Consider the following 15,539-nt stretch of genomic DNA (forward strand, 5'->3'; position numbering starts at 1 on the left):
TGCGCAAAAATTCGCTGCGGCGATGGAAGAGCAGCTATGGAACAACACGCCTCCGCCTTGAAAGTCATGGTCATCGATGACTCGAAGACCATCCGCCGCACCGCCGAAACGCTGCTTAAAAATGCAGGCTGTGAAGTCATCACTGCGATAGACGGTTTCGACGCGCTGGCCAAGATTGCCGATAACCACCCACGAATCATATTCGTAGATATCATGATGCCGCGTCTGGACGGTTATCAGACGTGCGCGCTGATCAAGAACAACCGGGCATTCAAGTCCACGCCGGTCATCATGCTGTCCTCCAAGGACGGACTGTTCGACAAGGCCAAAGGGCGGATTGTCGGTTCCGATCAGTTTTTGACAAAGCCTTTCAGCAAGGAAGAACTGCTCAGCGCGATCAAGGCTCATGTGCCGGGCTTCGTTGCAGCAGAACAACACATACCATGACGCCCGCGCCTGATGTAGCGCGCTCGTAATCCGACGGGGAACACCCATGGCTCGAATATTGATCGTCGATGACTCGCCGACTGAAATGTACAAACTCACCGGCATGCTGGAAAAGCACGGTCATGAAGTGTTGAAAGCCGAAAATGGCGCTGATGGAGTGGCCCTGGCCCGTCAGGAAAAGCCCGATGCAGTGCTGATGGACATCGTCATGCCGGGGCTCAACGGCTTTCAGGCCACCCGCCAGCTGACCAAGGATGCCGACACCAGCATGATTCCGGTGATCATGATCACCACCAAGGATCAGGAGACCGACAAGGTCTGGGGCAAACGCCAGGGCGCGCGGGATTATCTGACCAAGCCGGTGGATGAAGAAACCCTGATGAAGACCCTGAATGCGGTGCTCGCCGGCTGATTGCCGGGATCGCCATGGCTGAGCCACGTACCGCCTTCGAACTGCTTCTGGATATGGATCGACGCTGTCGCTCGCTGGCGGCGGGCCTGCCGCTGCAGGAAGCCCATCAGCAGGATTGGGTCGGCATCGGTTTCCGGATGGGTGAGCAGCGCTTCGTGGCGCCTATCGGCGAAATCGCCGAAATCCTTCACGAACCCCATCATGCGGTCATGCCGGGTGTGAAATTCTGGGTGGCGGGCATCGCCAATCTGCGTGGCCGACTGTTGCCGCTTCTGGATTTATGCGGATTTTTCGGTCACGAGCTGGTTGTAGTGCGCAAGCAGCGACGGGTACTGGTTGTCGAGCACAACGACGTTTTTGCCGGTCTGCTGGTCGATGAGGTGTTCGGCATGCAACGTTTCAGTCAGTTGAGCCTCATACCCCAGACGTCGCAAGACACCGATCAACGCATCGCGCCGTTCCTGCGCGGGCAGTTCATTCGCGAGCAGGCGTGGCAGATATTCAGCCCGTGGGCTCTGGTGCAGTCTGCCGACTTCATGGACCTGGCGTCCTAGCATGTCGGGCCTGGTGTGTTTCACAATTGATCCAGGCGGGGGCCTGATTAATGAGTAGTACAGACCGGTCAAGGGAAGGCGCAAGAAGCCGTACGCAGATTATTCTGCTGTTCGTTGCGCTGATTATTTTCATCATGTTGCTGTTCGCCAACTTCGCCTACCTCAATACCCAGTCGAACTACGACAAACAGTACATCGGGCATGCCGGCGAGCTGCGCGTGTTATCCCAGCGCATCGCGAAAAACGCCACCGAAGCGGCGGCCGGCAAGACCCAGGCGTTCAAATTGCTGGCCGATGCGCGTAACGATTTCGACGTGCGCTGGGGCTACCTGAAAAAAGGCGATCCGGCCACCGGGCTGCCTGCAGCTCCCGATCTGATACGCGACGAGTTGCGCGCCGTCCAGCGCGACTGGGAAGGGCTGCGCAAGAGCACCGACGTGATTCTGGCCAGCGAACAGACGGTGCTGTCGCTGCATCAGGTGGCGGCAACGCTGGCCGAAACCATCCCGCAGTTGCAGGCCGAATACGAAAAGGTGGTCGAAAACCTGCTGCAAAGCCGTGCGCCTGCCGCCCAGGTGGTGGTGGCGCAGCGTCAGGCGCTGCTCGCAGAGCGAATCCTCGGCTCGGTCAATACCGTGCTCGCCGGTGATGAAACGGCCGTGCAGGCCGCTGATGCTTTTGGCCGTGATGCCAGTCAGTTTGGTCGCGTGCTCAACGGCATGCTGGAGGGCAACGCGACACTGCGAATCTCTCAGGTCGAGGACCGTGATGCACGGGCAAGGCTGGCGGAAATCGCCGAACTGTTCGAGTTCGTCTCGGGCTCGGTGGACGAGATTCTCGAAACCTCTCCCGAGCTGTATCAGGTGCGTGAAGCTTCCGGCAACATTTTCAACACCTCCCAGACCCTGCTGGATGAAACCTCGGTGCTCGCCAACAGCCTGGAAAACCTGGCCAAGCGCCGCACCGTGAATACTGTCGGTGGCTATGTACTGGGCTTGCTGGCGCTGATGTCGATCATCCTCATCGGTCTGGTCATGGTTCGCGAAACCAACCGCCAGTTGCGCGAGACCGCGCAGAAAAGCGAGCGTAACCAGACGGCGATCATGCGTCTGCTGGACGAGATCGAAAACCTCGCCGATGGCGACCTGACGGTGACGGCCTCTGTGACCGAGGACTTTACCGGGGCGATTGCCGATTCCATCAATTACTCCATTGATCAACTGCGCGAGCTGGTCGTGACGATCAACCTGACGGCCGAGCAGGTGGCTGCTGCCGTCACCGAAACCCAGGCTACGGCGATGCAGCTGTCTGCCGCCTCCGAGCATCAGGCGTTGCAGATCAGTGCTGCTTCGACCGCAATCAACGACATGGCGGCGTCGATTGATCAGGTCTCGACCAATGCTTCGGAATCCTCTGCGGTAGCCGAGCGTTCGGTAGCGATTGCCAACAAGGGCAACGAGGTTGTGCATAACACTATCCACGGCATGGATAACATTCGCGAACAGATTCAGGACACCTCCAAGCGCATCAAACGCCTGGGTGAGTCCTCTCAGGAAATCGGCGACATTGTCAGCTTGATCGACGATATTGCCGATCAGACCAATATTCTCGCTCTCAACGCGGCCATTCAGGCGTCCATGGCTGGCGATGCCGGACGGGGCTTTGCCGTGGTGGCCGACGAAGTGCAGCGGCTGGCCGAGCGTTCGTCGTCTGCCACCAAGCAGATCGAGACGCTGGTGCGGGCCATTCAGAACGACACCAACGAGGCGGTCATCTCCATGGAGCAGACCACCAGCGAAGTGGTGCGCGGCGCGCGGCTGGCGCAGGACGCCGGCGTTGCGCTCGGGGAAATCGAAGGGGTTTCCAGAGTGCTTGCCGAGCTTATCGAAAGTATCACCGATGCCGCCCATCAGCAGGCCGAGTCGGCCGGCCAGATCTCACAGATCATGACTGTGATTCAGCAGACCACCTCGCAGACCACCTCGGGCACGTCGGCCACGGCTGAAAGCATTGGCAACCTCGCAAAAATGGCCAGCGAAATGCGTCGTTCGGTATCGGGTTTTGCCCTGCCGCCATCGAAAAAAGCCGGATGATGTACAACCAATGAACAACCTTGATTGGGTAACAGGCGGTACTCGTCATGGCTGATCGTCACGATTACGTGGCCCTTGAATGGCTGAAGGGCGAAATCGCCGAAACGCTGCGTCAGGCACGCAACGAGCTGGATGCTTTCATCGAGGATTCGGCCAACAGTGCGGCGATGGCCGAGTGCCTGAACCTGGTGCACCAGGTTCACGGCAGCCTGCAGATGATCGAGTTTTATGGTGCTGCGTTGCTGGCCGAGGAAATCGAGCAACTGGCGCTGGCGGTCCAGCAGAACCGCGTCAGTCATCCCGTCGAGTCCGAGCAACTGTTGATCCAGGCCATGAGTCAGTTGCCGGTTTATCTGGAACGTATTCACTCGGCGCGCCGGGACCTGCCGCTGGTGGTCTTGCCATTGCTCAATGATTTGCGCAGTGCGCGCGGCGAAAGTCTGCTCTCGGAAACCAGCCTGTTCGCCCCGCAACTGGTCGTCGTCCCGGCGCTCGACGACCAGGAGCTGGCGCGGCGTAATACCCCGGAATTGCCAAACCTGCTGCGCAAACTGCGTCAGACCCTGCAGGCGGCGTTGGCGGGGCTGATGCGCGAGCAGGGCGTTCAGACCCAGCTCGGTTACATGGCCAAGGTCTTTGCCCGGCTGGAACAGTTATGCGAAGACGCGCCGCTCGGTCCGCTCTGGCGAATCGCGTCGGCACTGGTCGAAACCATGCTCAACGGCAACTTCACCAACAGCCCGGCCCTGCGCAGCCTGCTGAAGGATGCCGACAAGGAACTCAAGCGCCTGGCCGAGCAGGGCGTGACCGGCATCAACCAGCCCGCCCCTGAAGAGCTGCTGAAAAGCCTGCTGTTCTACATCGCCAAGTCCGACAGCCTGGCGCCGAAGATGCTCGATCTCAAGGACCAGTACGCCTTGGCCGATGCCTTGCCCGGCAGTGACGTGGTCAATGAAGAGCGTGCGCGAATGGCTGGCCCGGATCGCGATGCGATGCGCTCGGTGATCGTGGCCTTGTGCGAAGGGCTGGTCAGGGTCAAGGAACGGCTCGACGTGTTCGTACGCGGAGACCGCCAGCATGTCAGCGAGCTCAATGCGTTACTGCCGCCGTTGCGGCAGATTGCCGATACCCTGGCAGTGCTAGGCTTCGGCCAGCCGCGCAAGGTAATCATCGATCAGCTGTCTGTCGTCCTCGGTCTTGCCCAAGGCCAGCGCGAGCCCAGTGACGGTGCGCTGATGGACGTCGCGGGTGCCTTGCTCTACGTCGAATCCACCCTGGCGGGTATGGCCGGGAGCAACGAGCAGGTCAGTCGCGAAGAAAGCCGCCTGCCAACCACTGATCTGACACAGATTCATCAACTGGTGATTCGCGAAGCCCGTGCGGTATTGCAGCAGGCCAAGGACGTTATTCTCGATTACATCGATGGCGAGTGGGACCGGCAGCGGCTCGACCCGCTTTGCGCGCTGATCGTACAGGTTCGCGGTGCCCTGGCCATGATCCCGCTGGCCCGTGCCGCCAGCCTGCTGGCCGCGTGCAACGAATACATTCAGGAACACTTGCTGGTGGACGAAACCCGTCCTGCCTGGGTTCAGCTCGATTGCCTGGCCGACACCATTACCGGCATCGAGTATTACCTTGAGCGCATGCTCGAGGACCATGAAGCGCCGGGTGATCAAGTCCTCGACATGGCCCAGCAAAGCCTGGCGCGTCTGGGCTACACGCCTGCTGCGGACACCCTTGAGGTGCCGTTGCTCGAAGAAATCATCACTCAGGACGAATTGCTGGAGCTGGACGATCGCAAGGCGCTGGTCAGCCCTACGCAAACCATTGCTCAGGTTTTGGCCAGCCCGGTTTCTGCAGTCAATCCGCCCGCGCGCAACGCGCCTACCAGCCTGCTGCCGCCTTCGGCCGGAGAAGAGGCGGTAGATGAAGAGCTGCGCGATGTTTTCCTGGAGGAAGCTGACGAGGTGCTCGACGCGCTGCGCGAGTACCTGCCGCGCTGGTTTGCCTCGCTCGGCAGCGGCGGCCACTGGGACAGCACCGCACTCACTGAAGTACGCCGGGCATTTCATACCCTCAAGGGCAGCGGCCGGATGGTGCGTGCGCTGATCCTCGGCGAACTGGCCTGGTCGGTGGAGAACCTGCTCAACCGGGTGCTGGAAGGCGATGTGCTGCCGGGGCTTGAAGTTCAGCAACTGATGAGCGACGTGCTGGCACTGTTGCCGTCGGTGATTTGCGATTTTGCCGATGATGCGCAGCGCCAGCGTAACGATGTCGACCTGCTCGCGGCGCGTGCCCACGCGCTGGCCAATGGGCTTGAACCGCCGGTGCTGCCTGCGTCCGATGATCCGGTGGCAGGCGAAACGCTTGATCCGCAGTTGCTGGATATTTTCCGTCAGGAAGCCCTTGGGCATCTGAATACCCTTGCCCGCTTCCTCGACAGCGCCGAACAATCGGCATCGCCTTCGATAAGCGACGCAGTGCTGCGTGCGCTGCACACGCTCAAGGGCAGCGCGCATATGGCCGGCGTGCTGCCGATTGCCGAGCTGGCCAGCCCGCTTGACCAGATGGTGCGTGAATACAAGGCCAACCTGATTGCTATCGGTGCGCCTGAACTCGGTCTGCTGCGCAGTGCAGAGCCGCTGCTGCACAGAGGGCTCGAGCAACTGGACACGATCCCGCTGGCGGCCATTCCGGGTGCGGCAGAGCTGATCGAAGCGGCCCTGGCGCTGCTCAATGACCGGCTCACCGTGGTGCTGCGCGAGTCGGACAGTGGTCTGCGGATAAAGCGTAACCCCACGCTGCTGGCCAGTTTTCTGGCCGAAGGCATGGACATCGTGCTGGACGCTGAAAACCTGTTGCGACGCTGGCGTCAGCACCCGGGCGAACGCCAGGAGCTGAGCGCGCTGCTCGATGAACTGACCACGCTTGGTCATGGTGCGCATCTGGCCGATCTGCCGCAGGTCGATGAGCTGTGCGAAGCCTTGCTCGACCTCTATGGTGCGGTCGAGGAAAGCAGCCTGGCGGTCAGCGAACGTTTTTTCGATGCGGCAGAGAACGCCCACGAAGCCTTGATCAACATGCTTGATCAGGTAGCGGCGGGGCAGGATGTCGAACCGCGTCCCGAATGCGTGCGTGCCTTGAATCAATTGCTGGATCAGGCGCTGGATCCGTCGGCGACCGGGCTGGTCAAGAGCGATGGTCATCGGACGTTGAGCGTTACCGAACTCAACGCGGCCACCGAACAATTGGCCAGTGAGGCCGAGCCCGCCGAGACTGCCGGTCCGGACGATGAGATCGTCGAGATATTTCTCGAAGAAGCCGTCGATATTCTCGACAGCGCCGGTCAGGCGCTGCAACGCTGGCTGGCCGATCCGGAAAACCCGGCACCGCTGGCCTCGCTGCAGCGCGACCTGCATACCCTGAAGGGCGGTGCACGAATGGCTGAAGTCGCCGAGGTCGGCGACCTTGCCCACGAGCTTGAAAACCTCTATGAAGGCCTGATCGACCGGCGCTTCAACCATTCGCCGACGCTGGCCGAACTGCTGCATGAGAGTCACGACCACCTGGCGATTCTGCTGGAGCAACTGTATCGGCAGGAAGCGCTCGGCGACCCGTCGGCGTTGATCGAGGCGCTGCGCCGCTGTCGCACGATTGAGAGCACCGGACCCGATATGCAGGTGCCGCCTGCCGCCAGCGAAGCTGTTCCTGAACACGACAGCGAGCTGCGAGAAACCTTCCTCGAGGAGGGATTCGATATCCTTGAAAGCTCCGGCGCTGCGCTGGCCCGGTGGCAAGCCGATCCGCACAATCTGCTGGAAGTCGAAAACCTGTTGCGCGACCTGCACACCCTCAAGGGGGGCGCACGCATGGTTGAAGTCGCCCCGATAGGTGACCTGGCACACGAGCTGGAAACGCTTTACGAGGGGCTTTCGACCGGCAGTCTGCAACCTGCGCCATTGATGATCGGCCTGTTGCAAAGCGGACACGATGTACTGGCCGACATGCTCGACGCGGTGCGTAACGAAAAGCCGCTGCCTGATGCCACGTTGTTGATTGACAGCATCCGCAGGCTGGCCAGCGACCAGCCGGTGGGTGAAAAACCGGTGGTTGCACAAGCCCAGGAAGCCGGTCTGGAGCCCGTCGTGGCGGTTGCCCCTGCGGCCGATGGCGAGGTCGAGCGCAGTGGGCCGGAAATGGTCAAGGTGCCTGCCGAGCAACTGGAGGAGTTGGTCAATCTGGCCGGTGAAACATCTATTTTCCGTGGCCGGATCGAACAGCAGATTCTGGATTCTCAGGTTGCACTTGTAGAGATGGAAACCACTATCGAGCGGATGCGCGATCAATTGCGTCGTCTGGACATGGAAACCCAGGGCCGTATTCTCAGCCGGGAACAGGTCCAGGCCGAGCGGCTGGGGTATGAAGAGTTCGACCCGCTGGAAATGGACCGCCATTCTCAATTACAACAGTTGTCGCGGGCGCTTTTCGAGTCTGCCTCCGATCTGATGGACCTCAAGGAAACCCTCGGTGCTCGGGCACGCGACGCTGAAACACTGCTGTCGCAGCAGGCCAGGGTCAACACCCAGCTTCAGGAAGGCCTGATGCGTACGCGCATGGTGCCGTTCGAGCGGCTGGTGCCGCGCCTGCGCCGCGTGGTACGCCAGGTCGCTTCGGAGTTGCACAAGAAGGTCCATTTCGAGGTTGGCAATGCCGACGGTGAAATGGACCGCAATGTGCTGGAACGGATGGTTGCGCCGTTGGAGCACATGCTGCGCAACGCGGTTGATCATGGCCTTGAAAGCACTGAAAAACGCATCGCTGCCGGCAAGTCGGCAGAGGGCCATATCAGTCTGGAACTGATGTACGAAGGCGGCGATATGGTCATCGAACTGAGCGATGACGGCTCGGGGGTCGATCTGGCAGCAGTTCGCCGCAAGGCCATCAAGCGCGGCATGATTCATCCGGATGCCGATCTGTCCGACCATGAAGTGTTGCCGTTCATTCTGCAGGCGGGTTTTTCCACCAGCGAGATCATCACCCAGATTTCCGGACGCGGCGTCGGTATGGATGTGGTGCATGCCGAGGTCAAACAGCTGGGCGGCTCTATGGTCATCGACTCGGTGCCGGGCAAGGGCACGCGCTTTCGTATTCGTCTGCCGATTTCAGTCTCGGTCAACCGGGCGTTGATGGTGACCTGTGGTGAAGAGCAGTACGCGGTACCGCTCAATACCGTCGATGGCATCGTGCGGGTCATGGCCAATGAGCTGGACGGCTATTACCAGGCCAGCCCGCCGCGCTATCAATACGGCGGGCGCAGTTACGAGTTGCGCTACCTGGGCGAATTGCTGGGCAGCAGTCCGCCCAGACTGGCCGGGCAATTGCAGCCGCTGCCGGTGTTGCTGGTGCACCTTCAGGATCAATGGGTGGCGGTGCAGGTCGATGCGCTGGCCGGTTCGCGCGAGATTGTGGTCAAGAGTCTTGGCACGCAGTTCTCCAGGGTGCAGGGCATCTCTGGCGCAACCATTCTCGGTGACGGTCGTGTGGTCCTGATTCTTGACTTGATGGCGCAGATTCGCACCCTGCAGGGCTTGCCTTTCAGGGGGCTTATGGCACCTGTCTACCACGAAGTCGAGCACGCCAGACCGTTGCTGGTGATGGTGGTGGACGATTCGGTGACAGTACGCAAGGTCACCAGCCGGTTGCTTGAGCGCCATGGCATGCATGTGCTGACGGCCAAGGACGGTATTGACGCCATGACCCTGTTGCAGGAACACACGCCTGACATCATGTTGCTCGACATCGAAATGCCGCGCATGGATGGCTTTGAAGTGGCCAGCCAGATCCGTCAGGACCAACAGCTCAAGGCACTGCCCATCATCATGATCACCTCCCGCTCGGGCCAGAAACACCGCGACCGGGCCATGGCAGTGGGCGTCAACGAGTACCTGAGCAAGCCTTATCAGGAGACCGTGTTGCTGGAGAGCTTCGCTTACTGGAGTCAGGTTCATGTCTGAAGGTACGTTCCAAACCAGTCGCCTGACCAGTCTGACCGGGCTGCTGCTGCCGTTGAGCGACCGCCACCTGCTGCTGCCCAATGTCGCCGTTGCCGAGTTGATCGACTACCAGGACTGCAGCGCAGAGCCGGACGCTCCCGAGTGGTATCTGGGGCCTATCAGCTGGCGCGAGCTGACCTTGCCGCTGCTCAGCTTCGAAGCCGCTTGCGGAGGCCGCACCCGTGTGGGGGGGCGGGCCCGGATTGTCGTGCTCAATGCGCTGGGCGGGCGCAACGACGTCAGGTTCATCGCCCTGCTGACCCAAGGCATTCCACGCTCGTGCAAGGTCGACAGCCAGCTGAGTTACGTCGATGTACCGCTGGCGGAACTGGAACTGGCCGCGGTCCAGATCGGCGAAACCGTGGCACGCATTCCCGACCTGGAAGGGCTGGAGCAGTGGCTGGTGGATGCGGGGCTGTCATAGGTGAAGCGGACGCAGAGCGTCCAAAACGGCATGCGACGCGGAGCGTCGCACGATAGTCAGGTTATCGTTCCTCACGCTCCAGCGTGGGAATGCCGTGCGTGACGCTCCGCGTCACAAATCTGTGCCGCACCACACCGTCAAGATCGGACGCGGAGCGTCCCACGATAGTCAGGTTATCGCCCACGCGGAGCATGGGCAGGATAGGAAAGCAAAAGCCTCACGACGAACAGCTGATTTCCAGGTGCTTGCCCCAGTCCGGTGGGCGCTGGGCGTAGCCTTGCATGTCGGTTTGCTCGGTGAAGGGCGTGCAGAGCACCTGGTGCAGGCGGCGGACTTCTGCATAGTCACCTTTTTCCGCTGCGGCGATAGCGTTCTGGGCCAGGTAGTTGCGCAGGATATACAGCGGATTGACCGCGTGCATGCGTGTTTGACGCTCCTGCTCGGTGCCGTTGTCCTCGCTGGCAATACGTGCCAGATACGCTTCTGCCCAGCCATCGAAGCCCTTGATGTCGACAAAGTCGTCGCGCAATGTGCGCAGCGCTTCTGCGGCTGGCTGATCACCCAGGCGGCGGAAAAACAGGGTGTAGTCCACGCCACTGTTCTGCATCAGCTTCAACAATTGGCTGACCCGTTGTTCGTCCTGCTCTTGGGCAATGGTCAGGCCCAGGCGACGACGCATCAGGTCCAGGTAGTGCGCTTGATAAAGCGGCAGGAACAAGCCGATAGTCTCGCGTAACGCTTCCACGCTGATGAACGGCGTCAGCGCCTGCGCCAGTGCGCTCAGGTTCCACTGTGCGATAGGCACCTGATTGCTGAAGGAGTAGCGGCCCTCGTGATCGGAGTGGTTGCAGATGAAGTGCTCGTCGAAATCATCCAGAAACGCAAACGGTCCGAAGTCGAAGGTGATGCCCAGAATCGACATGTTGTCGGTGTTCATCACGCCGTGGCAGAAACCGTAGGCCTGCCACTTGGCAATCAGTTCGGCGTTGCGCTCGACTATTTCGCGGAACATCGCCAGATACGGCTCGGGCTGCTCTTGGCAATGCGGGTAATGCATCGCCAGCACATGTTCGGCCAGTGTCTTCAGCTGCTCCGGCTGTTTGGTATAGAAAAAGTATTCAAGACTGCCAAAGCGTACATGGCTCTGTGCCAGGCGCAGCACCATGGCAGCATGCTCTTGGGTTTCACGCCATACCGGCGTGCTGGAGCTGACCACACAACCTGCACGGCTGCTGGGAATACCCAGAGCGTGCAGGGCTTCAGATGCCAGAAATTCCCGGATGGACGAACGCAGCACGGCGCGTCCATCGCCCATCCGCGAATAGGGTGTGCGGCCTGCGCCCTTGAGGTGCAAGTCCCAGTGTTCGCCTGCATCGTTATAGACTTCGCCCAGCAACAGCCCGCGGCCGTCGCCCAGGCGCGGATTGTAGGAGCCAAATTGATGCCCGGAATAAACCATCGCCCGTGGCTCTGCTTCGGACCATAGCTTGTGGCCGCTGAATATTTCTGCGAACAACGGCAGATCGGCCTGTTCAGGGGCCAGGTCCAATAGCGCCAGAGCCGACTGGCTGGCGACCACAAGCTGCGGCGCGTCGATGGGCTCGGGCAGCACGGATGTGGAGAACGCATCGCCCAGACGGGCAAAGCGGTTGTCGAAAATGAGTTCGTCGAGTGCTTTCAAAGCGTGTCGCCTCCAGAGGGGAATTTCAGGCTTTCAACGAAGCGGCGGCCTGCCTGGCTCGTCGGGCGTGTTTCAACGGTCAGAACCCGTAGACCGGGCCCTTGGGTGGTAGTTCTGGTGATCAGCCCGCCGCCTGGACTATCGGTTCCGGCTTCGCTCGTAGGCGGCCAGAATCGTGCGCTCCGATTGCACCAGATAATCTTCGAGCATACGGGTCGCTTCATCGGTCTTGCCAGCGTCGAGGCGGCCGAGCACGGCGGCGTTCATGTCCAGATAAGGCGAGTGCATCAGCTCGGGATTGTTGAGCAGGCCGAAGGCCAGCCGCAACTCGGCCGATATCTGCGCATAAAAGGCCACCAGTCGCGGGCTGTCGGACAGTTCGACGATGGCCTTGTGAAACATCATGTTGGCAGTGCCCACGGCAATCCAGTCATTGGCTTCGCGGGCGCGCACGCCTGCTTCGACCGCATCGCGCATGTGCAGCACGCCCGGATGCTGTGGGTACGCCTGGGCAATCGCCCTGCACTCGATGAAGCGCCGAATACGGTAAATATCGATGATAGAGGCTATGTCGGGCTTGGCCACGGTCACTCCGCGATTGGGCTCATGAGTGAGCAACCCCTCGCGGGTCAGGATTCTGAAGGCTTCTCTCAAGGTGTTACGGGAAATCTGCAGGCTTTCGGCCAACGCGGCTTCGGAGAGGCGTTGACCGGGGACCAGCTCGCCCTCAACCAGCATTCTGCGAAGCTCTGTGGTGATGGATTCTCCAAGGGTGCGAGGGAGGGCAGAAGCAGCGTCATTCATAAAGGGTCCAGAGAGATAAAAGCCGAGTCGATATTCCACGACAGCTCATTGGCTGGCAAGGACCAAGGCCGTCCGATGCTTCATGAGGTAGCACATATTAGTCACTGCGTAACAACATGGTGCATATGGTTGAATCATTGATAATAGATTGTTCAACAATATTATCCTTATGTATCTACAGCTTGGCGCACTTGATTGATCGTTGGCATGCTCATTGCTCTGGCAGGTTACCCCCTCACCTCAGGAATGCCGCCGTGACACAGACTGCCAATGAGTTCACCAAGGCGCGCCGCGCCTCTTTGATCGCCGCGATCTTCATGATGGCGACCTCTGCCATCGGTCCTGGCTTTCTGACCCAGACAGCCACGTTCACCGCGACTCTGGGAGCGGCGTTTGCCTTCGGCATCCTGGCGTCGATCCTGATCGACTTCGTGGTCCAGCTGAATGTCTGGCGTATCGTTACGCTGACCAGAATGCGTGCATCTGACCTGGCCAACGCGGCAATTCCCGGCAGCGGTTATCTGCTCGCGGTGCTGGTCATCTTCGGCGGTCTGGTGTTCAGTCTGGGCAACATCGCCGGTGCGGGCCTGGGCTTGAATGCGCTGACCGGTCTTGATCCCAAATGGGGCGGTGCCTTGAGCGCGCTGATCGCCATCGCGATCTTCTCGTCGCACCGTGCGGGCATCGCGATGGACCGCATCATGATGGTACTGGGCACGTTGAAAGTCTGCCTGATCCTCTTCGCTGCCTTTGCATCGCATCCGCCGTTGGGCGAAGCGCTGCGCCAGACAGTATTGCCGGACATGGTCGACTTCGCGGCCATCACCACCATTGTCGGCGGGACCGTCGGCGGCTATATCACTTACGCAGGTGCCCACCGTTTGCTGGACCGCGGTACGGTCGGGGTGGAAAACATTGATGTGGTATCCAAGGCTGCACTCACCGGGATTCTGGTCACCGGCATCGCCCGCTACGTGCTGTTTCTGGCGATCCTGGGTGTGGTTGCCAGCGGGGTCGTCATTGACGTGTCCGGCCAGGGCGCAAACCCCGCAGCCCAGGCCTTTGGTGCTGCTGCCGGCAACTTCGGTCTGATGATGTTCGGTCTGGTGCTCTGGGCTGCCGGTATCAGCAGCGTTATCGGTGCCTCCTATACTTCCATGTCCTTCATCACGGTGTTTTCCAAGCGCATCACCGAGCGAGCGCGCAATCTGGCGACGGTCGGCTTTATTCTCATCACTGTGGTCGTATACGTGATGTGGGGCAAGCCACCGGCCGCGCTGCTGGTGTTTGCCGGTGGCTTCAACGGCTTGATCCTGCCTCTGGGCCTGAGCATTTTCATGTATGTCGGCTGGCGTCGTTCCGACCTGATGGACGGCTATCACTACCCTCGCTGGCTGTTGGTACTGGGTGTTCTGACTTGCCTGTTGTCGTGGTACATGGCGTTCAAATCGGCAGGAGCCATCTTTGCCTTTATCAATGCAGCCTGATTTCGGAGAACAAGAAATGCCTGCGATAGACCTTAACAGTGACCTCGGTGAAAGCTTCGGCGCCTGGAGCATGGGCGACGACGAGGCGATTCTCGATGTGGTCAGCAGCGCCAACGTGGCCTGCGGTTTTCATGCCGGTGACCCGGCCGGCATTCTGCGTACCCTTGAGGCCGCTGCGGCCCGGGGCGTTGCCATCGGCGCGCATGTGGCCTACCCGGACCTGGTAGGGTTTGGCCGCCGCAACATGGACATCCCGAGCGACCAACTGACCGCCGATGTCATCTATCAGATCGGCGCGCTTCAGGGCCTGGCCCGCAGCGCCGGGACGTCCGTGAGCTACGTCAAACCGCACGGTGCGCTGTACAACACCATCGCTGGCGATCAGCGTCAGGCGGCGGCGGTCATTCAGGCGCTATTACGCATTGACCCTGCGCTGAAACTGGTGTGTCTGGCCAATTCGCCATTGCTCGACTGGGCGCGTGAAGCGGGGCTGTCCTGCGTAGCCGAGGCATTCGCTGACCGTGCCTACACCCCTGAAGGCACGCTGGTGTCCCGCTCGCGTCCCGGTGCCGTTCTGCACGATGCCGAGCTGATCGCCGAGCGCATGCTGCGCCTGGTTCGCGAAGGCACTATCGAGGCTGAAGATGGCCGCGAAATCAGCCTGCAGGCCGATTCGATCTGCGTCCATGGCGACAGTCCGGGCGCGGTGAACATCGCCCGCATCCTGAAAGATCGTTTGCACGACGCAGGCATCACCGTCCGCGCATTCACTCGAGGCTGATCATGAACTCACTGCAACACGCCCGCGAGGCTGCCAGCGCTGCCCGTGCCCGCTACCGCGATGGATTCGTCTCACCGACCGCTGGCGAAGCTCCCGGTCTGACCCAATGCAACATGATCACGCTGCCGCGTGAGTGGGCGTATGACTTTCTGTTGTTCGCGCAACGCAACCCGCAAGCCTGCCCTGTGCTTGATGTGACAGAGCCCGGCAGCCACACCACACTTCTGGCCGAGCAGGCAGATCTGCGCACCGATCTGCCGCTGTATCGCGTCTGGCGCGATGGCCAACTGGCCGAAGAGCTGAGTGACGTTAGCCACATATGGGCGCAGCACACTGATCTGGTCAGCTTTCTGATCGGTTGCAGTTTTACTTTCGAGACCGACCTGATGAACGCCGGTATCGATGTGCGGCATATCAGCGAAGGCTGCAATGTGCCGATGTACCGCAGCAATCGGGTCTGTCGCCCGGCCGGGCGTCTGCAGGGCAACATGGTGGTGTCGATGCGACCGATCCCGGCAGACAGGGTCGCCGAAGCGGCGCGCATCACCGGGCGTTATCCCGGTGTGCACGGCGCGCCGGTACATGTCGGTGAGCCTGGACTGCTCGGCATCAAAGACCTGGCGAGCCCTGACTTTGGCGATGCCGTGACGATCAGGCCCGGCGAGATTCCGGTGTTCTGGGCCTGCGGCGTGACGCCCCAGGCGGTGGTCATGGCGTCTCGCGTACCGTTTGCGATTTCCCACGCACCGGGCCACATGTTCATCACCGATATCCCGGACAGCTACTACCACGTATAGGAGAGG

11 protein-coding genes are annotated in these 15,539 nt (G+C 60.6%); 9 read left to right on the plus strand and 2 right to left on the minus strand.

Annotation, left to right across the window (positions count from 1 at the left end; translation table 11 throughout):
• Window positions 1-36: 36 nt before the first annotated feature.
• Genes pilG through MME58_RS02105 form a run of 6 tightly spaced genes read left to right on the plus strand, consistent with a single transcriptional unit; the run spans window position 37 to window position 9,983 of the window.
• Window positions 37-447, plus strand: a complete 411-nt coding sequence (gene pilG / locus MME58_RS02080; RefSeq protein WP_003366149.1) for a twitching motility response regulator PilG — start codon at window positions 37-39, stop codon at window positions 445-447.
• 46 nt (window positions 448-493) lie between these two features.
• A complete protein-coding gene (gene pilH / locus MME58_RS02085) occupies window positions 494-859 on the plus strand; it encodes a twitching motility response regulator PilH (protein ID WP_003316741.1) in 366 nt (121 codons plus the stop codon).
• Between the two features lie 14 nt (window positions 860-873).
• Window positions 874-1,413 (plus strand): chemotaxis protein CheW, encoded by a 540-nt coding sequence (locus MME58_RS02090; RefSeq protein WP_054986080.1) that lies wholly within the window; start codon window positions 874-876, stop codon window positions 1,411-1,413.
• A gap of 50 nt (window positions 1,414-1,463) precedes the next feature.
• On the plus strand, window positions 1,464-3,506 hold the full coding sequence (locus tag MME58_RS02095) for a methyl-accepting chemotaxis protein (RefSeq protein ID WP_054986081.1): 2,043 nt from the start codon (window positions 1,464-1,466) through the stop codon (window positions 3,504-3,506).
• A 47-nt stretch (window positions 3,507-3,553) separates the two neighbouring features.
• Window positions 3,554-9,520, plus strand: a complete 5,967-nt coding sequence (locus MME58_RS02100) for an Hpt domain-containing protein (RefSeq protein ID WP_055005424.1) — start codon at window positions 3,554-3,556, stop codon at window positions 9,518-9,520.
• Window positions 9,513-9,983, plus strand: coding sequence for a chemotaxis protein CheW (locus MME58_RS02105; protein ID WP_044344666.1), 471 nt, complete (start codon window positions 9,513-9,515; stop codon window positions 9,981-9,983). The genes MME58_RS02100 and MME58_RS02105 overlap by 8 nt, the downstream gene beginning before the upstream one ends.
• 217 nt (window positions 9,984-10,200) lie before the next feature.
• Here the strand turns inward: MME58_RS02105 and selO are convergent, their stop codons facing one another.
• Window positions 10,201-11,664, minus strand: a complete 1,464-nt coding sequence (gene selO, locus MME58_RS02110) for a protein adenylyltransferase SelO (RefSeq protein WP_054986083.1) — start codon at window positions 11,662-11,664, stop codon at window positions 10,201-10,203.
• 138 nt (window positions 11,665-11,802) lie between these two features.
• Window positions 11,803-12,468, minus strand: coding sequence for a GntR family transcriptional regulator (locus tag MME58_RS02115; protein WP_082427215.1), 666 nt, complete (start codon window positions 12,466-12,468; stop codon window positions 11,803-11,805).
• 254 nt (window positions 12,469-12,722) lie between these two features.
• Between MME58_RS02115 and MME58_RS02120 the strand changes: the two genes are divergently transcribed.
• The 3 genes from MME58_RS02120 to MME58_RS02130 are packed head-to-tail and all read left to right on the plus strand — an operon-like array spanning window position 12,723 to window position 15,533.
• A complete protein-coding gene (locus MME58_RS02120) occupies window positions 12,723-13,955 on the plus strand; it encodes an NRAMP family divalent metal transporter (protein ID WP_054986144.1) in 1,233 nt (410 codons plus the stop codon).
• 16 nt (window positions 13,956-13,971) lie between these two features.
• Window positions 13,972-14,736, plus strand: a complete 765-nt coding sequence (locus MME58_RS02125; protein ID WP_055005472.1) for a LamB/YcsF family protein — start codon at window positions 13,972-13,974, stop codon at window positions 14,734-14,736.
• Between the two features lie 2 nt (window positions 14,737-14,738).
• Window positions 14,739-15,533 (plus strand): putative hydro-lyase, encoded by a 795-nt coding sequence (locus MME58_RS02130; RefSeq protein WP_055005426.1) that lies wholly within the window; start codon window positions 14,739-14,741, stop codon window positions 15,531-15,533.
• The last annotated feature ends 6 nt before the right edge of the window (window positions 15,534-15,539 follow it).

Source organism: Pseudomonas syringae pv. tagetis (assembly GCF_022557255.1).
GTDB lineage: Bacteria > Pseudomonadota > Gammaproteobacteria > Pseudomonadales > Pseudomonadaceae > Aquipseudomonas > Aquipseudomonas caricapapayae.